Here is a 23695-nt window from a genome sequence, read left to right as displayed (position 1 = left end):
GGGGTTGGGCCTGAAACAACTGGGGCATAGCCTGACGAACGTGGCACAGAACCGATCTGACGACATCCCCAGAGCCGCCACCTCGACCACGGTCCCCCGCCCCCGGATCGACGGCGTCGACGCCGCCCGCGCGCTCGCCGTGTTCGGCATGTTCACCGTGCACCTGGGTGTGGCCTCCATCGGGCTGCTGCCCGAGGACGGGGCCATCGCCCTGCACACCCTGGTGCGCGGGAACTCGTCCGCGCTCTTCGCGCTCCTGGCCGGTCTCTCCCTCGCCTTCATGACCGGCCGGACCAGTCCGGTCAGCGGTGAGGCGCTGCGTGGCGCCTCGGTGCGCGTCATCACCCGCGCCGTGGTGATCGGACTGCTCGGCGTCTTCCTCGATCTGATGTCCGTGCCGGTCGCGATCATCCTCACCTACTACGCGGGCTTCTTCCTCCTCGCGCTGCCTCTCGCGCGGTTGCGCGCCGGAGCCCTGTGGGCTGTGGCGGGCGTGCTCGCCGTCGTGGGTCCCGTGGTCTCCTTCGCCCTGCGCTCCGGCATGGGTGCGCCGGAGCCGCGCCTGTCCTCCCTCGGTTCGGTGACGGAGTTCCTCCTCACCGGCTACTATCCGGCGATCACCTTCATGGCGTTCGTGTACGCGGGCATGGCGGTCGGGCGGATGGATCTGACGGCGACCTTCGTGCGCCTGCGCCTGCTCGTGTTGGGCGCGGGCCTGAGCGTGTTCGCCTACGGGGGTTCCTGGCTCCTGCTGTACCCGCTCGGCGGCCTGGAGCGGCTCGGGGAACCCGCCGTGGTCGAGGAGGAGATGTACGCCGTCTCGGGGCAGGTTCCCACGGACGACTGGTGGTGGCTGGCCGTGGGCACGCCGCACACCGGGACGACCTTCGAGATCGCGCAGGCGGTGGGTCAGGCGCTGCTCGTCCTGGTGGCGTGTGTGTGGTTGGCCGAGCGCGTCCGCTGGCTGATGTACCCGCTCTCCTCCGTCGGGCGGATGCCGCTGACCGTGTACTCGGGGCACCTGTTCGCGATCGCCGTCGTGATGGGCCTGTCGACCGTGGAGTGGCGGAGCCCGTGGTTGCTGGAGGGCTTCGTCCTGGGGGCGATCGGGTTCGCGGTCCTGTGGCGGGTCACGGTGGGCCGCGGGCCGCTGGAGTCCCTCCTGGGGGCGATCGCCGACGGGGTGACCGTGACCGTGGAGGAGGCCCGCGCCCGCGCGTGACCGTGTGGGGGCACCGAAGGCACCCGTCCGGGGTCCCGTGCCACGGGGCTGCACGCTCGTTCCGGCCCCCACGGACGCTCAGTCGACGCACGTCCTCCCACTCACCCCCTACCCGGGTCCGCTCTCCCGGTCGGGGCGGGTGATGTGCTCCGCCGTGCGGTCCCGGTGGGCGAGCGAGTTCGTCGTGGTACGGGTGTTCTGCTGGATCAACCGCCGCGCGTCGTCGGCGGCGGATCGCGCCACCTCTGGGCGCGCGACCGGGCCGGCGACCTCGGCGTCCTCGGGCAGCCCGATGTCCATCGGGAGCCCGGCGCGGCTGATCACCCGCAGTTGCGCCGATTCCTGGGACTTCGAGGGGCGGATGTCGCCGTTCGGGGTGCGCCAGGCCGCCAGCCGGGTGCGCAGCCACTCCGTGTCATCGGGGCCCTGGCGCCACGGCGCGTGGTCGGGGCGGTGGGTCAGAGCGTGCCGGACGTCGGCGAGCGTCCACCCGGCTGAGAAGTACCGGGAAGTCTCCTTGCGCAGCACGGAGAAGTCGACCCGGCGCAGCGACGGTTCCTCGCGCCGCAGCCATTCGCACGCCTCGTGAACGTCGTGCGGGGTGTGCCGGGGACGGTTGAGCGGGTCCTTCTGGGGACCGCGCAGCAGAGCGTCGTCGACGGTCACGATCACCTCGCCCCGGCGCGTGTCCCAGATGCTGACCTCTTCGCGGGCCCAGCCCTGGGAGTCCACCAGGGCCGTCGCCAACCTGCGCAGGTCGATCTGGTCGTCGCTGCTGATCCGGAACTCCGCCATGCCCACAGGGTAACCAGCCTCCCGGGGGAGGCAGCCCGGACTGCGCCAGCCCTCGCCGTCCAACGCCAGCCGGCTGGAGCCCGCCCCAGCACTCCTCGCCGCCCAACCACCAGCCTCCGGACCCAGCCCGCTGGAGCCCGCCCTCCGACGCCCCAGAGTGCCTTGAGGGCCAGTCCGGTCTAGACCGCGACTCCTCGACACCTCTGCTCCCACCCACCCCGGAGACCTATGTGTGGGGGTTTTGGCGGCCAAGTTGGAGGAACATCCCAATGATTCACGCTTGTCTGACTGGATGCTTCTCCAACCTTCGGCGGCGCGGTCGACAGGGGTACTGACGGCTGTGCACCCCAGGGTTAGGGTGACTGCCTGACGGCTTGGACGGAGTCCTCGAACGGCATCTCCGTACCGCGCCGGAGCGGTCGTTTCCGCTGGCCACAGTGGAGCAAGCCGCGAACCCATCACGTTCCATCACGCTGATCGAGCTGTAGGTGCCCGTGCCCCATACCGCATTCGCGCCCGAGGCCACGACCAACCGCGCGCTCCGGGTCTTCCTGCACGGACTCCCGGGCGTCGACGAGGTCGGTGCGCGCTCCCGCGCCCAGGACCTGTCCACCCGGTCCATCAAGACCACCGCCAAACGGGAGGCCATCGACCTGGCCATCCGGATGGTCGACCTGACCACGCTGGAGGGCGCCGACACGCCCGGCAAGGTCCGCGCCCTGTGCGCCAAGGCAGCCCTTCCCGACCCCGCCGACCGTACCGTGCCACAGGTTGCGCCGTGTGCGTCTACCCCGACCGGGTCGCCACCGCCGTCGAGGCCCTGCGCGGCACCGGAACCGGCATCGGCATCGCCTCCGTCGCCACCGCCTTCCCCGCCGGCGCGCGCCCCTGGAGGTCAAACTCGCCGACACGCGCCGCGCGGTCGAGGACGGCGCGACCGAGATCGACATGGTCATCGATCGCGGCGCCTTCCTCTCCGGCGACTATCTGAAGGTGTACGACGAGATCGTCGCGGTCAAGGAGGCCTGCGGCGCCGCTCACCTGAAGGTCATCCTGGAGACCGGGGAACTGGTGACCTACGACAACGTGCGCCGCGCTTCCCACCTGGCCATCCGCGCCGGAGCCGACTTCATCAAGACCTCGACCGGCAAGGTCTCCCCGGCGGCCACGCCGCCCGTCGTCCTCGTCATGCTCGAAGCCGTCCGCGACCACCGCGCCGCCACCGCGCCCGCGTCGGCGTCAAGCCCGCCGGTGGCATCCGCACTGCCAAGGACGCCATCCGCCAACTGGTGATGGTCAACGAGGTAGCCGGTCCCGACTGGCTGACCCCGGACCTTTTCCGCATCGGCGCCTCCAGCCTGCTGAACGACCTGCTCATGCAGCGCACCAGGCTCAGTACCGGCACCTACCCGGGCCCCGACTACTACACGCTGGACTAAAGCCGTGATCTTCGACTACGCGCCCGCACCGGAGTCCCGCTCCGTCGTCCGTCTGCGCGAGAACTACGACCTGTTCATCGACGGTGAGTTCACCCCCGGGAAGGACGGGGACCAGATGTCCACCGTCAACCCGGCCGACGAGACCGAACTCGCCCGCTTCACCGTCGCTGGCGCGTCCGACGTCGACCGTGCGGTCGCCGCCGCCCGCCGCGCCTACGACACCGTGTGGAGCCGGATGGCCGGCGCCGAGCGCGGCAAGTACCTCTTCCGGATCGCCCGGGTGATCCAGGAGCGCTCCCGTGAGCTGGCCGTCCTGGAGTCCCTGGACAACGGCAAGCCGATCAAGGAGACCCGCGACGTCGACCTGCCCCTCGTCGCCGCGCACTTCTTCTACTACGCGGGCTGGGCCGACAAACTCGCCCACGCCGGACTGGGCCCCGACCCGCGCCCGCTCGGTGTGGCCGCTCAGGTCATCCCGTGGAACTTCCCGCTGCTCATGCTCGCGTGGAAGGTCGCCCCGGCGCTGGCCACCGGCAACACCGTCGTTCTCAAGCCCGCCGAGACCACCCCGCTGACCGCGCTGGTCTTCGCGCAGATCTGCCAGGAGGCGGACCTGCCGCCGGGCGTGGTCAACATCGTCACCGGCGCCGGTGAGACCGGCCGCGCTCTCGTGGAGCACCCAGGCGCCGACAAGGTGGCCTTCACGGGCTCCACCGAGGTCGGCCGTCAGATCGCGCGTTCGGTGGCGGGCAGCGACAAGCGGCTGACCCTCGAACTGGGCGGCAAGGGCGCCAACATCGTCTACGACGACGCCGCCGTCGACCAGGCGGTCGAGGGCGTCGTCTCCGGCATCTTCTTCAACCAGGGCCACGTGTGCTGCGCGGGTTCGCGCCTCCTGGTCCAGGAGTCGATCGCGGACGAACTGCTGCCCCGGCTCAAGGACCGGATCGCCAAGCTCCGCCTCGGCGACCCGCTCGACAAGAACACCGACATCGGCGCGATCAACTCCGCCGCCCAGCTGCGGCGGATCCGGGAGCTGACCGACTCGGGCGCGGAGGAGGGCGTCGAACGCTGGTCGCCGTCCTGCGACCTGCCGCCGTCCGGCTACTGGTTCGCGCCCACGGTCCTCACCGGAGTGAGCCAGGCGCACCGGGTAGCCCGCGAGGAGATCTTCGGCCCCGTGCTGTCCGTGCTCACGTTCCGGACACCGGAGGAGGCGGTGACCAAGGCCAACAACACGCCGTACGGGTTGTCGGCGGGTGTGTGGACCGAGAAGGGCTCGCGCATGCTGTGGACGGCTGAGCGCCTGCGCGCGGGCGTGATCTGGTCCAACACGTTCAACAAGTTCGACCCGACCAGCCCCTTCGGCGGCTACAAGGAGTCGGGCTACGGCCGCGAGGGCGGGCGGCACGGATTGGAGGCCTACCTTGGCTAAGAAGGCTCAACAGCCCCAGCGGCGAACAGGGCGCCAAGGCCAGGGAAGGAAGGGCCCGGTCCGGCCCGGCGCGGATCGAAGCGACCGGAGCCGATGCGACCCGGCCCGACACGACCCGGCCCGACACGGCGCCGTCCGTGCGCCTGGCGGTTCGCAAGACGTACAAGCTCTACCTGGGCGGGGCGTTCCCGCGTTCGGAATCGGGCAGGTGCTACCCCGTGACCTCATCCGACGGCGAACACCTCGCCAACGCCTCCCTCGCCTCCCGCAAGGACGCCCGAGACGCGGTCATGGCCGCGCGCAAGGCGTTCGGCGGCTGGTCGTCGCGGACGGCCTACAACCGCGGGCAGATCCTGTACCGCGTCGCCGAGGTCCTGGAGGGCCGCCGCGACCAGTTCGCCGCGGGCGCCGAGCGCGCCCAGGGTCTGTCCCGAGCCGCCGCCGACCAGGCGGTCTCGGCCGCGATCGACCGGTGGGTGTACTACGCGGGCTGGACCGACAAGATCGCCCAGGTGCTGGGCGGCGCCAACCCGGTCTCCGGCCCGTACTACAACCACTCCGCACCCGAGCCGACCGGCGTGGTGGCGGTGTTCGCGCCGCGGAATGCCCCGCTGCTCGGACTGACCTGCGTGCTGGCTCCCGTCATCGCGTCCGGCAACACGGCCGTCGTGGTCGCCTCCGAGCGCGCGCCCCTGGCCGCGGTCGACCTGGCAGAGGTGCTGGCCACCTCGGACGTGCCCGGCGGTGTGGTCAACCTGCTCACGGGGCGGGTGCCGGAGATCGGCCCGCACCTCGCCTCGCACGCCGACGTCAACGCCCTCGACCTCACGGGCGCCGGAGCGATGGCGGCGGAGTTCGAGAAGGTCGCCGCCGCCACCCTCACGCGGGTGCTGCGCCCCGGCCCCGGCGCAGACGGGGGAGAGGACGTCTGGCTCGACCCCGACCCCGGCACCGCGCGCATGACGCCGTTCCTGGAGACCAAGACGGTCTGGCACCCGATCGGGGTGTGACCCGGGATGAAACACTGACGGACCGGGGCCCGATCGGGTCCCGGTCCGACACGGCGAACGAGGAGCCATCGTGGTGACTGACAGACCGGCCGACCCCCCGGTCAGGGGCACGGCCCCGGATGCGCCCCGGTCCGACATCCCGGCCCCGAGCACGACGCCGTCCGAGAGCTCGGGCGCGGCCTCGGAATCGACGCCGTCCGGAAGTTCGGCCCGAGCACGCGTGGTCGGACTGCGTCTGGTCCGGCTCGACCGGTACACGGCCGAGGTCTCCGTCCTACGACACGTGGTGCTCCGCCACCGCCTGGCTCCCGGCCAGTCCAGGTACACCGGACTCCCGGTGGAGACCCTGCCGCGCGCTGACGCCGACCCCGCGCGCGTTCCGTTCGCCGTCGTGCGCACCGGTGTCGACCTCACCGATCCCGACACGGCCCATGACGCCTGCGCCGGTTTCGGGATCATCGACCGCGTCGGTCACCTGCGCGACCTCGTCGACGCGCCGGAGCGGGCCGTGCTCCTGCGCGCCTTCTACGTCACTCCCGGACACCAGGGCCTCGGCGTGGGCCGCGCCGCCTGCTCCGCGCCTCTGCTGGACCTGCTCGTGGCGGGGGTCGACCCCGGCGCCGCCGACATCGTGCTGTGCGTCGACGAGGGCAACGAGGTCGGACTGCGCACCTATCGGTCGGCCGGGTTCACGCCTACGGGCCGCCGCTACGTCGACGGCCCCAACGGCCCGCAGACCGTGATGTCCCGGCCGGTGCGCACGGGAGCCCACGTCCCGACCCGCTCTGACGCCCGGGTCCGACCGGGCACGGGAACCGACGTCCCGCCGAACACCGTCACGCCCGACCCGCCGCGCCCGCGGCCCGAACGAACGGAGAAGTCCCAGTGACCCGCACACCCCAGGCCATCGCCGAAGAGGCCGCGACCGACCTTCGGTCGCGCACCGGAGTGGACAGCTACGACATCGCCCTGGTCATGGGCTCGGGCTGGGCGCCCGCCGCCGACCTGCTCGGGGAGGCGACCGATGAGATCGCGACCGCCGAGCTGCCCGGCTTCCTGCCGCCCGCGGTCGAGGGGCACAGCGGCACTCTGCGCGGGATCCGCGACGGGGACCGGAACCTGCTCGCGTTCCTGGGCCGTACCCACCTGTACGAGGGCCACGGCACCGACGCCGTCGTGCACAACGTGCGCACCGCGATCGCGGCCGGCGCCCGGACGATCGTGCTCACCAACGCGGCCGGCGCCATCAACGGCGACTACTCCGTCGGCTCTCCGGTGCTCATCGCCGACCACCTGAACCTGACGGCGCGCTCGCCGCTGACCGGCGCCGACTTCGTCGACCTCAGCGAGACCTACGACCCCAAGCTGCGCGCCGTGGCGCGCGAGGTCGACCCCGACCTGCCCGAAGGCGTCTACGCGGCCATGCCCGGCCCGCACTTCGAGACCCCGGCCGAGATCCGCATGCTCCGCGCCATGGGCGCCGACCTGGTGGGCATGTCCACCGTCATGGAGGCCATCGCCGCCCGCGCCGCCGGTGCACGGGTCCTGGGGATGTCCCTGGTCACCAATGTCGCCGCCGGCTTGGAGGGCGCCAACCTGGACCACGAGGACGTGCTGGCCACCGGGCGCGACGCCGCCCGTGAGGTCGGCCGCCTGCTCGCCGATGTCGTCGCCGAGCTCTAGGGACCGTGCCGCCTGCTCGTCGACGCGGTCACCGATCCGCGGGGGATCAGGAGCACCGTGCGACCGCCGACATCGTCGTCAATCCGTAGGGACGAGGAACACAGAATGACCGCCGACACCGTCGCCCGCGCCCGGCAGTGGCTGGACGAGGACCCCGATCCCGCCACGCGCGAGGAACTGGGTGCGCTGCTGGCCCGGGCCGAGTCCGGTGACACCGCCGCGCTGGCCGACCTCGACGACCGTTTCTCCGCGCGGCTGGAGTTCGGCACCGCCGGACTGCGCGGCGAGCTGGGAGCGGGGCCCAACCGCATGAACCGGGCCGTGGTCATGCGCGCTGCCGCCGGGATCGCGCGGTGGCTGGCCGAGGGGAGTCACGTCGTCGTCGGGTACGACGCCCGCCACGGCTCGGCGGACTTCGCCGAGGCGAGCGCGGCGGTGCTCACCGGAGCGGGGCACCGGGTGTCGGTGCTGCCGGGTCCCCTGCCCACCCCCGTCCTGGCCTTCTCCGTGCGCGACCTGCACGCGGACGCCGGGATCATGGTCACGGCGAGCCACAACCCGCCGCGGGACAACGGGTACAAGGTCTACGTGGGCGGGACCGGACTCCACGCGGGCGCCCAGATCGTCGCGCCGGTGGACGCCGAGATCTCCGCGGCCATCGACGCGGTCGGCCCGCTCGGCGACCTGCCCCTGGGCCGGGGATGGACGGTGCTGGGCCAGGAGGCGGTCGAACGCTACCTGGCCTCGGTCACCGGTTTGCCCCTGGGCGAGGATCGCGACCTGACCATCGCCTACACGCCCATGCACGGCGTGGGTGGCGAGGTCCTGCTGGCGGCCATGGAACGGGCGGGGTTCGCCCGCCCGTCCGTGGTCGACGCCCAGTTCGCTCCCGACCCCGACTTCCCGACCGTGCGGTTCCCCAACCCCGAGGAACCCGGGGCCATGGACCTGGCGGTCGCGGCGGGCCGGGACACGGGGGCGGATCTGGTGCTCGCCAACGACCCCGACGCCGACCGGCTCGCCGTCGCCGTCCCCGGCCGCCGGCTGCTGACCGGCGACGAGGTCGGCGGTCTGCTGGCCGAGTACGTGCTCGACCACACCACCGGCGCCGACCGGGTCGTGGCCACCTCGATCGTCTCCTCCAGTCTGCTGGGCAAGATCGCCCGCGACCGGGGGGTGCGTTACGAGGAGACCCTCACCGGGTTCAAGTGGCTGGCCCGGGCCGGAGGGCCGGGAGAGCGGCCGGTCCTGTCCTACGAGGAGGCGTTGGGCTACTGCGTCGGCGGTGACGAGGGGCGTCCCGTGGCTGACAAGGACGGCATCGGCGCGGCCCTCGTGATGGCGGCGCTCGCGGCCACGGCCAAGCGCCGCGGCCGCACGCTCATGGACCTGTTGGACGACCAGGCGCGCCGTTACGGCCTGCACCTGAGCGACCAGCTCTCGGTGCGGGTCGAGGATCTGGCGGTGATCTCCACGGCGATGCGGTGGCTGCGCGCCGAACCGCCCGCCGAGTTCGGTTCCCTGAAGGTGGCGGGGGTCGACGACTTCTCCGAGGGGTACGAGGGGCTTCCTCCGACCGACGCCCTGCGCTTCCGGTTGGAGGGCGGTGTCTGGGCGCGGGTGACGTTGCGGCCTTCGGGAACCGAGCCCAAGCTCAAGGCCTACATCGAGGTGGTCCTGGACGTGGACGGGGATGTCTCCGCCGCTCGTGCCCGGGGTTCGGCGGTGCTCGCGGAGCTGGTGGCCGCGGTCGCCGACGCGGTCAGGGGGTGAGCGGGTTCCTCCGCCTCCGCCCGTGGGGCGCGTGCCGCCCGAGGGTCACTCACTCTCGGGCGGTTCCACGACGGGTCGGTGCACGACCTCGTCGATGACGGTGAGCGTCTGGGTCGCGGTCACGCCGGGGAGGGACTGGAGGCGGGTGAGGATGAGATCGCGCAACTGGTTGGTGTTGGCCACGCGGACGAGGAGGACGATGTCCGCCGATCCCACCACGTACCAGCAGTACTCGATCTCGGGGTAGGACGACAGGATCTCGCGGTTGGCGCGCCAGTCCGGTTGGCTGCCGGAGATGAGGACGAGCGCGGTGACGCCGAGCCCCATCTTGGAGTGGTCGGTCACCACCGAGTAGCCGCGGATGACGCCCTCGTCGGTGAGCCGCTTGATCCGGTTGTAGGCGGTGGCCCTGGAGACGTTGGCCAGTGCGGCGATCTCGGTGATCCCGGTCCGCGCGTCCTTGGCGAGGGCGCTCAGAATGGTCTGGTCGGTGGAGTCCGGCCGGCGGCCGCTCCTGCGTTGGTCGCCCATGGCCATGTGGGTGCTCCTCATGTGCTCTTGCGTCAGTGTTCGCCCCTTCCGTCAACTTTGACCGGGGCCAACGAACTACCAGGCAAACGTCGTTCTCGTCGATGGGGATCTCAGTCCGCGAGATTGGGCGACCGGGGGTGGGCGCCGTCCTCCCGGGAAGGCGGCAACCGAGAGGACCGTTCCGGGGGAACCTCTCGCGGGCCCCACGGGGCGTGCCCTTGGGGCTGGGGAAGTCCGACTGTACTCAAGTTGGAGGCCATCACTTGGCCGGTGGTTTCCCTGACCCGTGAGTAACTACACCGGCCCTCGGCAAACATGACAGAACTTCTCCCGAAGTACGCCTCTATGTTGCTGTTTGTCATGTTGAATCCCGCCCCTACGGCACGCTGTCCACATGTGGCCATCGAATTCTTCGGCGATTCGACGGTGGCGGAGAGTGATGATCTCCGTGCTTCCGGTGCTCGCCGTCTCACGTTCTGACACGGCCCGGCGTCGTCGTCGGCCCCGAACGCCGCCCGCCGTGCAGGCCCTGTTCGCGGTGTTTCGCGTGGTGTGTCGTTTTCACGGGAGGGCTGATGCTCAAATTAGACGTTTGCGAACTGAAGAGCGTCAATCGTTCTCATATGTATCAACTACGCGTACATATCTAGCGCATCTGTCGAGTTGACCAGAGAATCAGGACCAGGATCGTGACCACCCGAGCCCTCCGTCGCACGCGCGGGGCCACGTTGGGAGCCGCTCGCATGCCCGCCCGTCGCCCACCATCGCCGCAGGAACCGCTTCGCGGGAGAAACGGGGACACCGTCCACGCGTCGTCCTCCACCACGCCCGGAAAACGGTCTTCGGCCGCGGCGTCCCCCTCCCGCGGAGGCGTTCCCCACCCCGCCCTTCCCACCGACGAGCCGGAGGGTCGGAGCTCCATCACCGTGGATCACCTGCCGTCCGACCTCACCCGCGCGCTCTACCGGGACATGCGGACCGCCCGCGACCTGGACGCCGAAGCCGTCGCCCTCCAGCGTCAGGGTGTCTTCCCGGCCTACGTGTCCGTGCGCGGGCAGGAGGCCGCCCAGGTCGCCAGCGCCACCGCGCTGGACCCGGAGAGAGACTTCGTCTTCCCCACCTACCGCGAGATGGCCTCCGCCCTGGCCTACGGGGTCGAGATGGTCGGCTACATGGCCACCCACCGCGCCCTGTGGCACGGCGGCCTCTACGACGTCATGGCCTCCCGCTTCGGCGCGATCAACGCCGTGGTCGGCGGGCCGGTCCCGCACGCGGTCGGCTGGGCCGTCGGCGAGCGGCTGCGTGGCGACGACGGCGTCGCCCTGGCCTACTTCGGCGACGGGGCCAGTTCCGAGGGCGACGTCCACGAGGCGATGAACTTCGCCGGGGTCATGACCGCCCCCGTCGTCTTCTTCTGCCAGAACAACCAGTGGGCGCTGTCGGTCCCCAACCACCGCCAGATCGCCGGCGGCTCGATCCGGGCCCGCGCCGCGGGCTACGGCATGCCCGGTGTGCTCGTCGACGGCAACGACGCGGGCGCCGTGTACCAGGCCGCCGCCGACGCCGTGGCCCGCGCCCGCCGCGGTGAGGGACCCACCCTGATCGAGGCGCTCACCTACCGCGTCGAACCGCACTCCACCTCCGACGACCCCGGGCGCTACCGGGACGAGGCCGACACCGAGCGCTGGCTCCTGCGCGATCCGCTCGACCTGCTGCGGGCGGCGCTCATCGAGGCCGGGCACGCCGACGAGGACGCGCTGGCCGAGGTGGACGCCGCTGCCCGGGCCCGTGCCGAGACCATCCGCGACGGCGTGGCCCGCGCACCCGAACCGGACGGTTCCGAGCTGTTCACGCACGTCTTCCGGGAGACCACCGACGAGCTGACCCGGCAGCGCCGTGTCTGGCAGGAAGAGGTCGAATCGTGACCGAGCTGATCGAACGAACCAATGCTCCCGCGGGCGCGACCCCCGTGGAACTGTCCATGCAACAGGCGATCAACCGTGCCCTGCGCGTCCTGCTCGCCGAGGATCCCGACGTCCTGGTCTTCGGTGAGGACGTCGGCGCCCTGGGCGGCGTCTTCCGCGTCACCGACGGGCTCCAGAAGCGGTTCGGCGAACAGCGTGTCTTCGACACCCCCCTGGCGGAGTCCGCGATCATGGGCATGGCGGTCGGCCTGGCCATGAACGGTTGGCGGCCGGTGCCCGAGCTCCAGTTCGACGGTTTCGCGTACCCGGCCATCGACCAGATCGTCAACCAGGTCGCCCGGATGAACTACCGGACCCGGGGGGCCGCGCCCATGCCGATCACTTTGCGACTGCCCTCCTTCGGCGGCATCCAGCGCCGGAGCACCACGGCGAGAGCTGGAGGCGCTCTTCGCGCACACGCCCGGGCTCAAGGTGGCCGCCCCCTCCGACGCGGGCGACGCCTACACCCTGCTGCTCCAGTCCGTCCGCTCGGAGGACCCGGTGGTGTTCATGGAGCCCAAGGCCCGCTACTGGGACCGCAAGCCCGTTCGGCTCCTGGAACCCTCCACCCCCATCGGCACCAGCCGTATCGTCCGCCCCGGCCGGCACGCCACGCTCGTCGCCTGGGGCGCCATGGTGCACCGCTGCCTCCAGGTCGCCGAACTCGCGGCCGAGGACGGCGTGGACCTGGAGGTGCTGGACCTGCGCTGGCTCAAGCCGATCGACGCCACCGGACTGGCCGCCTCGGTCGCGCGCACCAAGCGCGCGGTCGTGGTCCACGAGGCGCCGCTGACCGCCGGGCTGGGCGCGGAGGTGGCCGCCCTGGTCACCGAGAACTGCTTCCGCGACCTGGCCGCCCCCGTCCAGCGCGTGACCGGATTCGACGTGCCCTACCCCGCGGGTCCCCTGGAGCCGCAGTACCTGCCGACCATCGACCGCGTCCTGCTCGCGGTGCAACGGACCCTGGAGTACTAGACGCCCATGGCTGAGGACAACACCACCTTCACCCTGCCGGACCTCGGCGAGGGACTGGTCGAGGCCACCGTCCTGGAGTGGCAGGTCGCCGTCGGCGACCAGATCGAGCGCAACGATCCGCTGGTGGAGGTCGAGACCACCAAGTCGGCCGTGGTCATCCCCTCGCCGACCGCCGGACGTGTGGTCGCCCTGCACGCGGAGGAGAACGAGGTCGTCCCGGTGGGCGCGCGCCTGGTCACTTTCGCCGTCACCGTGAGTGACGATTCTCCTCAGGCGGGCATCGTCGGGAAGGTTCCGACCGAGGAGGCCAAGCCCGCGCGCCGTGTGCGGCTGAAGCCGCCGTCGGACTGAGACCCGCACGTCGCGAGGGCCCCTTCGGATGTCAGCACAAACGCGCTCGGGCTTCCGGCCCAGTCGTTTATAGGAACATCTGATTGGGCCTTCGATTTTTCCTGGGTGAAACCCCAAGGTCGAAAACGATGGGAAGACCATGACCGCGAATCTGGCCGGTGACGTGACAATGCGCTACGTGGATTTGCCCGCGAGCGAGCCGCGGGACGCCGTACCCGTCCTTCTTCTCCACGGATTCGGTACGAACTTCGGCATGAATTGGCGCGCAGCGGGGTGGCCGCAGGCACTGGGCGGCGCCGGACTGCGTGTCCTGGGACCGGACCTGCGCGGTCACGGCGGCAGTGACAAGCCGCTCGACGATGCCTCCTACCTGCCGGAACGCTTCATCGGGGACCTGCTCGGCCTGCTCGACGAACTGGCGGTCGACCGGGTCGACGTGGTCGGTTACTCCATGGGTTCCCGTCTGGCCTGGGAGCTGGCCCTGACCGCTTCCGACCGGGTGCGCCGCGCCGTCCTGGGCGGGTTCGGACCGGTCAACGCCTTCGCGGAGGCAGACCTCTCCGCTCCCGGCGCCGGCGACACCCCCTTCGACCAGGTCTTCCGGACGGTCGCCGAGCTCCAGGGCAACGACGCGGCCGCGCTGGCCGCCTGCGCCCGAGGTCAGGCCGCCCGTCCCTTCGTCGGGGAGCCCCGCCCCGTCGGCGTGCCCCTCCTGCTCGTCTCCGGCGCCCGGGATACGCTCGCGACGGGAGCCGAGGACCTCGCGGCCCGTTGCGCCGGGGCGCACGTCGAGATCCCCGGGCGGGACCACGCGACCGCGGTGTCCGCATGGACCTTCAGGCAGGCCGTGGTGGACTTCCTGGTTGGGTAGTCCGGTCTAGACCGGTTGGCCCCGCGGAGGCCGCGGCGCTCCCCCGGCGGGGTCGCGTGACGACCGGTAATCGAACGGAAGCGGAGTGTCAAAAAGGCCTTCCCTGCTGGAGAACCTGAGGTCGGATAAGGAGGAACGGGAATCCGGTCGGCGCCGCGTGGCGCCCGATCGGCAAGTGTCAAGTCAGGAGTCGCGTCACTCAGCTCTCGCCTTTGTAACAACTCAGTACGTCCGTCACGTGTGCTTTCCGCCAGCGGATATTGTCCGGCAACAGAAGTCAGGTCGGTTCGCGTGAATGCGGGCCGGAGGGCGAAGGGGAGAGTTACCAAGTGAAGCGCAGCAACGCGGTCAGATTCGCCGCCGCCGCGGCGGCGGGTGCGCTGGCCCTCACCGCGTGTGACAACGCGACCGACACCGCCGAGGACGGCAGTGGCGGTGAGGCGAACTCCGACGTCCGCGTCGTCTCGCCTACGACGTCGGCGGTCGCGGAGACCGTTCGTTCAACGACTCGGCCTACCGCGGTCTGACCCAGGCCGCGGAGTCGCTGGGCGTGGAGACGCGCGACTTCGAGCCCGCCGACGGCGAGCCCGAGTCCGCCAAGGAGGAGCGCCTGGCCACCATGGCCGAGGAGGGCTTCGACGTCGTTATCGCCGTCGGGTTCGCCTACGCGGAGTCCGTCCTGGCGGTCGCCGAGGACTACCCGGACGTCCACTTCGCCATCGTGGACTCCGAGATCGACGACATCCACAACGTCACCAGTCTGGTCTTCGCCGAGGAGCAGGCCTCCTTCCTGGCCGGCGCCGCCGCGGCGCTGTCCACCGAGGAGGACCACGTCGGCTTCATCGGCGGTGTCGAGACCCCGCTGATCCACAAGTTCCAGGCCGGGTTCGAGGCCGGTGTCGCGCACGTCGACGACGCCATCGAGGTCGAGGTCGACTACATCAGCCAGCCGCCGGACTTCAGCGGCTTCAGCGACCCCGCCGCGGGCCGCGAGACCGCCCAGGCCCAGTACGACCGGGGCGCGGACGTCATCTACCACGCCGCCGGCGCCTCCGGCAACGGCGTCCTCCAGGCCGCCGTCGAGAACGACTTCCTGTTCATCGGCGTCGACAGCGACCAGTACGAGAACGCCGAGGACGACCAGAAGCCGTACGTGCTCACCTCCGCCATCAAGCAGGTGGACGTGGCCGTGTTCGAGCTGATCGCGGACGCGTCGAGGGCGACGTCCAGGGCGGCATCCAGCGCTTCGACCTCGCCTCGGGCGGCGTGGACTACACACAGTCCAACGAGGAGCTCATCGCCCCGCTGGTCGAGGACCTGGACGAGTACCGGCAGCAGATCATCGACGGCGAGATCGAGGTCCCGACCGAGCCGTAAACACGCCGCGCCACGGGCCCGTCCCGTGGCACCGCACCGGAGGGCGGCACCGGCGCGCGGAGGACCCGCGCCCGGTGCCGCTGCTGGTTGCCGCTTCGCGACGACGGCGCCTGGGGCCGCCACCCGGCCGGCCCCGCGCCCCGCCGCCAGTTTCACGAGGAGACAGATGAGCAGCACGTCATCGGGCGGCGGGTCGACCCACACCCCCGCCGTCGAGCTGCACGGGATCACCAAGCGTTTTCCCGGAGTCGTGGCCAACCACGACATCGACATCACCGTGGCTCCCGGTACCGTGCACGCCATCGTCGGCGAGAACGGAGCGGGCAAGTCCACGCTGATGAAGACCCTGTACGGGATGCACCGTCCCGACGAGGGCCGGATCTGCGTCAAGGGCAGGGAGGTCCGCTTCCACTCGCCCTCCGACGCCATCCGCCACGGCATCGGCATGGTGCACCAGCACTTCATGCTCGCGGACAACCTCACCGTCCTGGAGAACGTGGTCCTGGGCGCCGAACGCCGCCACGGCATCGGCAGGCGCGCCCGCGCCGCGATCCAGGAGCTGTCCGCCCAGTACGGGCTGGGGATCGACCCCGACCGCCTGATGGAGGACCTGGGCGTGGGCGACCGCCAGCGTGTGGAGATCCTCAAGGTGCTCTACCGCGGCGCCGAGACGATCATCCTCGACGAGCCCACGGCGGTCCTGGTGCCGCAGGAGGTCGACGAGCTCTTCGACAACCTGCGCGAGCTCAAGCGCGAGGGTCTGACCGTCATCTTCATCTCGCACAAGCTCGACGAGGTGCTGTCCGTCGCCGACGACATCACCGTCATCCGCCGGGGAACCACGGTGGCCACAGCTGACCCGAGCACCACCACCGCCCGGGAACTGGCCACGCTCATGGTCGGCGGCGAACTGCCCGTGCCCGAGCTGCGCGAGTCCACCGTCACCGACCACGTCGTGCTCTCGCTCGACGGGGTGACGGTCCGTTCCGCCGGGGGACGCCCGGTCGTGGACGACGTCAGCGTCGACATCCACCGGGGTGAGATCGTCGGCATCGCCGGAGTCGAGGGCAACGGCCAGTCCGAGCTGATCGAGGCGATCATGGGCATGCGCCACCTCGCCTCGGGCCGCATCCACCTGGAGAGCCAGGACGTCACCGGCTGGTCGACGCTGCGCATCCGCGAGGCGGGGGTCGGCTACATCCCCGAGGACCGCCACCGGCACGGTGTGCTGCTGGAGTCCCCGCTGTGGGAGAACCGCATCCTGGGCCACCAGACCAAGGAGCCCAGCGTGCGCGGCCCCTGGATCAACCGCGTGGGGGCGCGCGCCGACTCCGAACGCATCGTCGCCGAGTACGACGTGCGCACGCCGAGCATCGACGTCATCGCCGACGCCCTGTCCGGCGGCAACCAGCAGAAGTTCATCATCGGCCGGGAGATGAGCGGATCGCCGCGCTTCCTCGTCGCGGCGCACCCCACGCGCGGCGTGGACGTGGGCGCGCAGTCGGCCATCTGGGAGCAGCTGCGCGAGGCCCGCGCCGCCGGGCTCGCGGTGCTGCTGATCTCCGCCGACCTGGACGAGCTGATCGGCATGTCCGACACCATCCACGTGATCCTGCGAGGCCGCCTGGTCGCGCAGGCCGACCCGACCACCGTCACCCCCGAACAGTTGGGCTCCGCCATGACCGGCGCCGGACTGCGCGCGGGCGGCGGTTCCACGGAGAGTGACAGCGGTGCTGAGGGAACTGACCGTGCCGACGAGGACGGGGGCGAGTCGTGACGACCACTGACAACCGACGCTCGCTCCCCGGACCCGCGGCCTTCGCCATCGCCGTGGTGCTGGGCACGGGTGTCACGTTCGCCCTCGATCTGGCGCTGCTGTGGTGGGCGGCGCTGATCGTCGGCGTCACCGCGGCCTTCGCCTTCGTGGTCGTGAGCGCCCGGATCGTTCCGCCCGAGCCCCGAGTCGCGGCGGCGGGCACGCAGGAACAGGGCACCACCCTGCACAACACCCTGGTGGTACCGACGGCCCTGGTGCTGTCGGTCGTCGCCGGGCTGCTGTCGACGTGGCTGCTGGACCTGCAGCTGATCGAGCCCGTCGCCGTCGCCATCGGCGCCGTCGTGGGCTCCGCCCTCACCTTCCTGCTGTTCCAACGCCTGTCGGCGCTGCTGGCGCTGTCCTTCGCCGCGGTGTTCGCGGCCGGGCTGATCGCCATCGCGGTCACCGCGCTCGTCCTGGTCCTCAGCGGCATCGCGCCGATGACGACGTTCGCCCGGATGCTGGAGTACGGCACCCGCCCGGACAGCCTGGTGCAGATCATCAACGACAGCACGACCTACTACCTGGCCGCCGTGGCCGTGGCGATCGGCTTCAAGATGAAGCTGTTCAACATCGGCGTCGACGGCCAGTACCGCCTGGCCGCCCTGCTGTCGGCCGCGGTGGGCGGCTACCTGATCCTGCCGCCGCCGTTCAGCCAGATCCTCATGATCGTGGTGGCCGTGGCCGTGGGCGGCGCCTGGGCCGGCATCGCCGGGTACCTCAAGGTCGCCCGGGGCGTGTCCGAGGTGATCTCCACGATCATGCTCAACGCGATCGCCACCGGAATCACCGCCTACCTGTTGAGCACCGACCGCCTCGCGGTCCAGATCAGCACCAACAACATCGGCACCCCGCCGCTGCCCGAGTCGTCGTGGGTCCCCGGGATCCCGGCGGGCTTCCTCGGCTCGGACCGGGAGATCCTCGGCCTGGTGTTCCTGGCCGTCGCGGTCGGCGTCGGCTACTCGGTGATGCTCAACCGCACCCGTTTCGGCTTCGAGCTGCGGGCCACCGGACAGTCGCAGTCGGCGGCCGACGCCAGCGGCATCAACGTGAAGAAGATGGTGTTCCTGTCCATGCTCTTCTCGGGCATGGTCGCGGGACTGGTGGGTCTTCCCCAGCTGCTCGGGAGCGCGCACTACTACGCGCTGGACTTCCCCACCGGCATCGGCTTCATCGGGATCGCCATCGCCCTGCTGGGACGCAACCACCCGGTGGGCATCGTCTTCGCCGCCATGTTCTGGTCGTTCCTGACCCAGGCGGCGAACATCCTGCCCTTCGACAACATCCCGCAGGAGATCGCGGTCATCGCGCAGGCCACCATCGTGCTCACGGTCGTCGTGGTCTACGAGGTCGTGCACCGGTGGGGCCGTCGTTACCAGCAGCAGCAGATCGGCAAGCAGCTCGGCGCCACGACCGTGGCCGCGGAACCCGTGGGCGCCGCGCCCACGCCCGGCGGTGAGGGCCAGAGCGGTCCGAAGACCGACGGCGAACGCGGCGGGGAGGCACAGTGAGCCAGGAACTCAACGTCACGGAGGCGGTGCACGAGTCGCCGTTCCGTCCCCGGGGATGGGCCAGGTGGCGCTTCCTCACCCTGACCTGCGCGGTGTTCGTCGCCCTGTCCGGGCTGCGGGTCATCACCGGCCAGGACATGCTCACCGACGCGGGCACCATCAACACCACGCTCGCCTTCGCCGTGCCGATCGGCCTGGCCGGTCTGGGCGGTCTGTGGGCGGAGCGCTCCGGCATCATCAACATCGGCCTCGAAGGCATGATGATCCTGGGGACCTGGTTCGGTGCCTACTTCGCGTGGACCTTCGACAACCCCTGGATCGGTCTGATGGCCGGCGTCATCGGGGGCATGCTGGGCGGTCTGCTGCACGCGGTGGCGACCGTGACCTTCGCGGTCGACCACATCGTCTCCGGTGTGGCTGTCAACATCCTCGCGCTCGGTGCGATGCGGTACCTGTCAATCCTGGTCTACTCGGACGTGCCCGGCGCGGGCGCGGCCCAGTCGCCGACGACGCCGTCCTTCCCGACGCTGAACCTGCCGTGGCTGCCGGGAGCGCTGGAGCCCGTCGCCGACAGCGGGATCTTCCTGGTCGGCGACCTGGCGTCGCTGGTGATCGGTCTGACCACGCGGATGTCGGCGCTGACCCTCATCGCGCTGCTGATGATCCCGGTGACCTACCTGGTGCTCTGGAAGACCAGGTTCGGGCTGCGGCTGCGCTCGGTCGGTGAGAACCCCGACGCCGCGGAGTCGCTGGGCGTGCCGGTGTACAGCTTCAAGTACATCGCGGTGGTCATCTCGGGCGGCCTGGCGGGCATGGGCGGAGTGTTCCTCGCGATCGTGGCGTCCAACATCTACCAGGAGGGGCAGACCGGCGGCCGCGGGTACATCGGTCTGGCCGCGATGATCTTCGGCAACTGGCGGCCGGGCGGCCTGGCCATGGGCGCGGGGCTGTTCGGCTACACCGACGCCCTCCAGGTGCGCGGTGGCGGCGAGGCGGTCCACGCCCTGCTGCTGCTCCTGGCGGTGGCGCTGCTGGCGGTCGCGGTCTGGCAGGTGCGCGGGGACCGCAAGGGCCTGGCGATCGCCGGCGCCGCGGCCGGTCTGCTGCTGCTCGTGTGGTACTTCACCACCGACTCCCTGCCGCGCGAGCTGGCCACGTACAGCCCGCACATCGCGACGCTGCTCGTGCTGTCGCTGGCCTCGCAGAGCCTGCGGCCACCCGCGGGCATCGGCAAGCAGTGGAGGGCGAGCCGGTCATGACGGGCGCACCCCTGGACCCGGAGTCCGTCGACTGGGCGGTGCTGCGCGCGGTCGCGCGGGAGGCCATGGGCCACGCCTACGCGCCCTACTCGCGGTACCCGGTGGGCGCGGCGGCGCTGGTCGACGACGGCCGGATCGTCAGCGGCTGCAACGTGGAGAACGCCTCCTATGGGCTGGCCCTGTGCGCCGAGTGCGGTCTGGTCAGCGCCCTGCACGCCTCCGGCGGAGGCCGCCTGACCGCGTTCAGCTGCGTGGACGGCCGGGGGGAGACCCTCATGCCGTGCGGGCGCTGCCGGCAGCTGCTGTACGAACACGGTGGGCCGCACCTGCTGGTCGACTCCCCCGAGGGTGTCCTGACCATGGACCAGGTGCTCCCGCGGGCCTTCGGGCCGCACGACCTCACGAAGTAGCGGGGACGTCTCCCCGGTGCCGGCGACCCGGCGCCGGGGAGACGCCTTCTCCACGGCTGCGCGAAGCAAGGGGAACGGGACATGGACGTCATCGAGATCATCAGGGCCAAGCGGGACGGCGCGGAGCTCACCCGCGAGCAGATCGACTGGGTGATCGACGCCTACACCAGGGGCGAGGTCGCCGAGGAGCAGATGTCCGCGCTGACCATGGCGGTCTTCCTGCGCGGGATGAACCGGGGCGAGGTGGGCCGGTGGACCGAGGCGATGCTCGCGTCCGGTGACCGGCTGGACTTCTCCGACCTGCAACGGCCCACCACGGACAAGCACTCGACGGGCGGAGTGGGGGACAAGATCACGCTGCCGCTGACCCCGACCGTGGCGGCGTGCGGGGCGGCCGTGCCGCAGCTGTCCGGGCGCGGCCTCGGGCACACGGGCGGCACGCTCGACAAGCTGGAGTCGATCCCGGGGTGGCGGGCCTCGCTCAGCACCGACGAGATGCGCGCGGTGCTCTCGTCCACGGGCGGCGTCATCTGCGCGGCCGGGACGGGGCTCGCGCCCGCCGACCGGAAGCTGTACGCGCTGCGCGACGTCACGGGCACGGTCGAGTCCATCCCCATGATCTCCGCCTCCATCATGAGCAAGAAGCTCGCCGAGGGCACGGGTTCGCTGGTCCTGGACGTCAAGGTGGGATCCGGCGCGTTCATGAAGGACGTCGGATCGGCCCGTGAGCTGGCCCGGACGATGGTCGACATCGGCAACGACCACGGGGTGCGCACGGTCGCGCTGCTCACGGACATGGAGGCCCCGCTGGGCAGGCAGGTCGGCAACGCGCTGGAGGTGGCCGAGGCGGTCGAGGTGCTCTCCGGCGGGGGCCCGGCCGACGTGGTGGAGCTGACCGTGGCCCTGGCCCGGGAGATGCTGGCCGCCGCCGGGCTCACCCCCGGGGAGGACGGGGTCAAGGATCCGGCGCAGGCGCTCAGGGACGGGAGCGCGCTGGCCTCGTGGAAGGAGATCATCCGGGCGCAGGGCGGCGACCCGGACGCGCCGCTGCCGGTGGCCGCCGAGACACGCGTGGTGTTGGCGCCCGTGTCGGGGACGCTCACCCGGCTGGACGCCTACCAGGTGGGGTTGGCCGCGTGGCGGCTCGGCGCCGGTCGCGAACGCAAGGAGGACGCGGTGTCCTTCGGCGCCGGGGTGACCCTGCACGCCAAGCCCGGCGAGTCGGTCGCGGCGGGCGAGCCGCTGTTCACCCTGCACGCCGACGAGGCCGAGCGGTTCGACCGCGCCGCGGACGCGCTGGCGGGCGCGTTCGAGATCGAGGCGGAAACCGCCCACGAGCCCCGGCCGCTGGTGATCGAGCGGGTGGCCTGAGGCACGGCGCTCGCACGGGGGCCGCACCGGTACTACCGGCGCGGCCCCCGTGCGCGGACGGCGGCGGGGGTCAGGTCCGGTGCCCGGTGGTCCACGGCACGGTCGGCTGGAGCACGGCCTCGCTCAGGGCGCGGGTGCGCAGGTGCGTGATCTCCTGGTACTCGGGGTCGGCGACCATGCGGCCGAACGCCTCGCGGCTGGGGTAGCGGACGAGCAGCACCGCGTCCCAGTCCTGGCCTTCCTCGGCGACCAGGGGCGCCGTGCCGTCGCCGGCGTAGAGCACTTCGGCTCCGTATTTGGCCAGGAAGCGGCCGGTCCGACGCGCGTACTCCTCGTACGAGGAACGGCCGTCCGGGGCGAAGCGCAACAGGTTGAGCATGACGACGGGGCCGTCCGGGACCTCGGACAGCGCTGCGGCCAGGGTGGTTCCTGAGGGGTCGACTGCCATCGGTGACTCCTTGTCGTGACCGGCCACGTCGGGCGACGGGCGCCGGAAACCGGGGTGCCAGCACCTTAGGCGAGGCGCGGCCCGGTATCAAACCGGCCGGTCGGTACGCTCCTTGGCTCCGGCCTGGTTCCCCGAGGGTCCCGAGGTCAGGCCGTTGTGGTCCTCGTCCCGCGTTCAGGCCAGAGCGGAGACCAGGTGGCACGTGACGGCTCCCCAGGGCCCCGGCGACGTCGTCGGCGAGGGTGGGCGTGGTCCCCTCCAGGGTGGCGAGGTCGGCCCTGAGGTCGGCACGCATCCGGGCCGGTCAGGGACGCCAGCCCCGGGCAGGTCCGGGCCGCCCGGCGCCGCCCGGGGTAGGCGAGGGTCGGGGGGTGATGTACAACGGACATGTCGGTGGTCTCCCTTGCGAGGGGTTGCGGACGGCTGACCGTGCTCCGGGGGTGCTGATAACACCCGCCGGAGCTTTGTCGCGTATGGGCTCGGGTGCGTCGCGCGCGGTGTTCCGTGTCTCAGTAAACTCTCCGCCACGAGCATGTGCAAGTAGCTTTCGAAAGTAGCGAACTTTGCCCCACCTTGTGGAGAAGGGCATGATCGAGGAATGACGGACAACCCTACGCTGGCCCAGTGGCAGCTGGCACAGGAGCTGCGGAGGCTGCGCGGAGAGCGCAAGTTCGGGGACGTGGTGCGGGCCATGCGTACGGCGGCCAGCAGCCTTGCGCGTTGGGAGACGCCAGGAGACGGTGGGGCCGTGCCCGGGGCGGCAGCCATCGAACGCCTTCTCACCATCTACGAGGCACCCGAGGAGCTGGACCGGTTGCTGGCGCTGCGCACGCGGGCTCGCGAACCGGACCGATGGCAACCCTACGACCTGGAGCGCAGCTACCGGTCCTACGCCAACATCGAGGCACAGGCGACGTCGATCGAGATGTACCAGTCACAGCTGATTCCGGGACTGGCCCAGACGGAGGACTACGCCCGCGCGGTCATCGAGGCGACCATGCGACCCGACAGCGACCTGGACCGGGAGATTCAGGTTCGTCTCACACGTCAGGAGGTACTCAACCGCGCTACGCCCCCGAACGTGTGGATCATCGTGGCTGAGGCCGCGCTGCGGCAGCGCATCGGTAGCGCGAGCCTCATGGCCGATCAGCTCGACCATCTCATCGAGCTCGCCCACCGGCCGACCGTGACGCTCCAGGCGCTCTCCCACAGCGCCGGTGCACACGCGGCCCTGACGTTGGCCTCATTCTCCATCCTGAGGGTCGAACACCACGGGCTGCTGACGGTCTACCTTCAGGGGCCGTCCTCACACATGTTCATGTCCAGCACGGAGAACGTCGAACACTACGCGGATGTCTTCAACCGGCTTCGCGCCGCCGCGCTCGACGACGGCGAACCCACCTTGACGTTGTTAGAGCGAGTCGCCAGTGACCACGTTCAAGACAAGGACTGAC

The 23695-nt window shown here is 71.0% G+C and carries 19 protein-coding genes and 3 pseudogenes; 19 read left to right on the top strand and 3 right to left on the bottom strand.

Annotated elements, in window-relative coordinates; genetic code table 11:
- Positions 1-40 precede the first annotated feature (40 nt).
- Positions 41-1222 carry a heparan-alpha-glucosaminide N-acetyltransferase domain-containing protein gene (locus tag BJF83_RS07775; RefSeq protein WP_075925759.1) on the top strand — a complete coding sequence of 394 codons (1182 nt, stop codon included), beginning with the start codon at positions 41-43 and terminating at the stop codon, positions 1220-1222.
- A gap of 108 nt (positions 1223-1330) precedes the next feature.
- Here the strand turns inward: BJF83_RS07775 and BJF83_RS07770 are convergent, their stop codons facing one another.
- Positions 1331-2017, bottom strand: a complete 687-nt coding sequence (locus tag BJF83_RS07770; RefSeq protein WP_075925775.1) for a hypothetical protein — start codon at positions 2015-2017, stop codon at positions 1331-1333.
- Positions 2018-2505: 488 nt separating this feature from the next.
- Between BJF83_RS07770 and deoC the strand changes: the two are divergent.
- The 6 genes and pseudogenes from deoC (at position 2506) to BJF83_RS07740 (ending at position 9357) form a co-directional block, all read left to right on the top strand.
- Positions 2506-3456: pseudogene (gene deoC, locus BJF83_RS07765) on the top strand (deoxyribose-phosphate aldolase).
- Positions 3457-3460: 4 nt separating this feature from the next.
- Positions 3461-4891 (top strand): aldehyde dehydrogenase family protein, encoded by a 1431-nt coding sequence (locus tag BJF83_RS07760; RefSeq protein ID WP_075925758.1) that lies wholly within the window; start codon positions 3461-3463, stop codon positions 4889-4891.
- Between the two features lie 74 nt (positions 4892-4965).
- Positions 4966-5901, top strand: a complete 936-nt coding sequence (locus tag BJF83_RS07755) for an aldehyde dehydrogenase (RefSeq protein WP_075925757.1) — start codon at positions 4966-4968, stop codon at positions 5899-5901.
- Positions 5902-6037: 136 nt separating this feature from the next.
- Complete coding sequence (locus tag BJF83_RS07750; RefSeq protein WP_394329310.1) at positions 6038-6790, top strand: GNAT family N-acetyltransferase; 753 nt, start codon at positions 6038-6040, stop codon at positions 6788-6790.
- Entirely contained in the window at positions 6787-7584 is a 798-nt protein-coding gene (locus BJF83_RS07745) for a purine-nucleoside phosphorylase (protein WP_075925756.1), read from the top strand. The genes BJF83_RS07750 and BJF83_RS07745 overlap by 4 nt, the downstream gene beginning before the upstream one ends.
- A gap of 105 nt (positions 7585-7689) precedes the next feature.
- The gene (locus BJF83_RS07740; protein WP_075925755.1) at positions 7690-9357 is read left to right on the top strand and encodes a phospho-sugar mutase; all 1668 of its coding nucleotides are present in this window, start codon (positions 7690-7692) and stop codon (positions 9355-9357) included.
- Positions 9358-9402: 45 nt separating this feature from the next.
- Here the strand turns inward: BJF83_RS07740 and BJF83_RS07735 are convergent, their stop codons facing one another.
- Positions 9403-9894, bottom strand: a complete 492-nt coding sequence (locus tag BJF83_RS07735) for an Lrp/AsnC family transcriptional regulator (protein ID WP_075925754.1) — start codon at positions 9892-9894, stop codon at positions 9403-9405.
- Between the two features lie 965 nt (positions 9895-10859).
- Here BJF83_RS07735 and BJF83_RS07730 point away from each other — a divergent pair.
- The 11 genes and pseudogenes from BJF83_RS07730 to BJF83_RS07685 all read left to right on the top strand — a co-directional run bounded on the left by BJF83_RS07730 (position 10860) and on the right by BJF83_RS07685 (position 21793).
- Positions 10860-11813, top strand: coding sequence for a thiamine pyrophosphate-dependent dehydrogenase E1 component subunit alpha (locus BJF83_RS07730; RefSeq protein ID WP_394329309.1), 954 nt, complete (start codon positions 10860-10862; stop codon positions 11811-11813).
- Positions 11810-12827: pseudogene (locus BJF83_RS07725) on the top strand (alpha-ketoacid dehydrogenase subunit beta). Before BJF83_RS07730 ends, BJF83_RS07725 begins: the two are co-directional and overlap by 4 nt.
- A gap of 6 nt (positions 12828-12833) precedes the next feature.
- Complete coding sequence (locus BJF83_RS07720) at positions 12834-13178, top strand: biotin/lipoyl-containing protein (protein ID WP_075925752.1); 345 nt, start codon at positions 12834-12836, stop codon at positions 13176-13178.
- A gap of 139 nt (positions 13179-13317) precedes the next feature.
- Positions 13318-14049 carry an alpha/beta fold hydrolase gene (locus BJF83_RS07715; protein WP_075925751.1) on the top strand — a complete coding sequence of 244 codons (732 nt, stop codon included), beginning with the start codon at positions 13318-13320 and terminating at the stop codon, positions 14047-14049.
- Between the two features lie 329 nt (positions 14050-14378).
- Positions 14379-14576: a hypothetical protein gene (locus BJF83_RS30925; protein WP_262391387.1), complete on the top strand. Its 198-nt coding sequence runs from the start codon at positions 14379-14381 to the stop codon at positions 14574-14576.
- Positions 14573-15205: pseudogene (locus BJF83_RS30920) on the top strand (BMP family protein); the annotation flags it as partial. The gene BJF83_RS30925 and the pseudogene BJF83_RS30920, both read left to right, overlap by 4 nt.
- 387 nt (positions 15206-15592) lie before the next feature.
- Positions 15593-17203, top strand: coding sequence for an ABC transporter ATP-binding protein (locus BJF83_RS07705; protein WP_075925750.1), 1611 nt, complete (start codon positions 15593-15595; stop codon positions 17201-17203).
- Positions 17200-18753, top strand: a complete 1554-nt coding sequence (locus tag BJF83_RS07700; RefSeq protein WP_075925749.1) for an ABC transporter permease — start codon at positions 17200-17202, stop codon at positions 18751-18753. Before BJF83_RS07705 ends, BJF83_RS07700 begins: the two co-directional genes overlap by 4 nt.
- The gene (locus BJF83_RS07695) at positions 18750-20012 is read left to right on the top strand and encodes an ABC transporter permease (RefSeq protein WP_075925748.1); all 1263 of its coding nucleotides are present in this window, start codon (positions 18750-18752) and stop codon (positions 20010-20012) included. Before BJF83_RS07700 ends, BJF83_RS07695 begins: the two co-directional genes overlap by 4 nt.
- Positions 19991-20422, top strand: a complete 432-nt coding sequence (locus BJF83_RS07690) for a cytidine deaminase (protein ID WP_075925747.1) — start codon at positions 19991-19993, stop codon at positions 20420-20422. The genes BJF83_RS07695 and BJF83_RS07690 overlap by 22 nt, the downstream gene beginning before the upstream one ends.
- A gap of 81 nt (positions 20423-20503) precedes the next feature.
- Positions 20504-21793: a thymidine phosphorylase gene (locus tag BJF83_RS07685; protein WP_075925746.1), complete on the top strand. Its 1290-nt coding sequence runs from the start codon at positions 20504-20506 to the stop codon at positions 21791-21793.
- A gap of 70 nt (positions 21794-21863) precedes the next feature.
- Here the strand turns inward: BJF83_RS07685 and BJF83_RS07680 are convergent, their stop codons facing one another.
- Positions 21864-22241: a DUF1330 domain-containing protein gene (locus BJF83_RS07680; RefSeq protein ID WP_075925745.1), complete on the bottom strand. Its 378-nt coding sequence runs from the start codon at positions 22239-22241 to the stop codon at positions 21864-21866.
- Positions 22242-22839: 598 nt separating this feature from the next.
- Here BJF83_RS07680 and BJF83_RS07675 point away from each other — a divergent pair.
- Complete coding sequence (locus BJF83_RS07675) at positions 22840-23694, top strand: helix-turn-helix transcriptional regulator (protein ID WP_075925744.1); 855 nt, start codon at positions 22840-22842, stop codon at positions 23692-23694.
- Position 23695: the final 1 nt, after the last annotated feature.

The sequence above is a fragment of the Nocardiopsis sp. CNR-923 genome, assembly GCF_001942255.1.
Lineage (GTDB): Bacteria > Actinomycetota > Actinomycetes > Streptosporangiales > Streptosporangiaceae > Nocardiopsis.
Note: the sequence above shows the minus strand (reverse complement) of the source record. Positions and strands in the feature narration are given on the sequence as shown.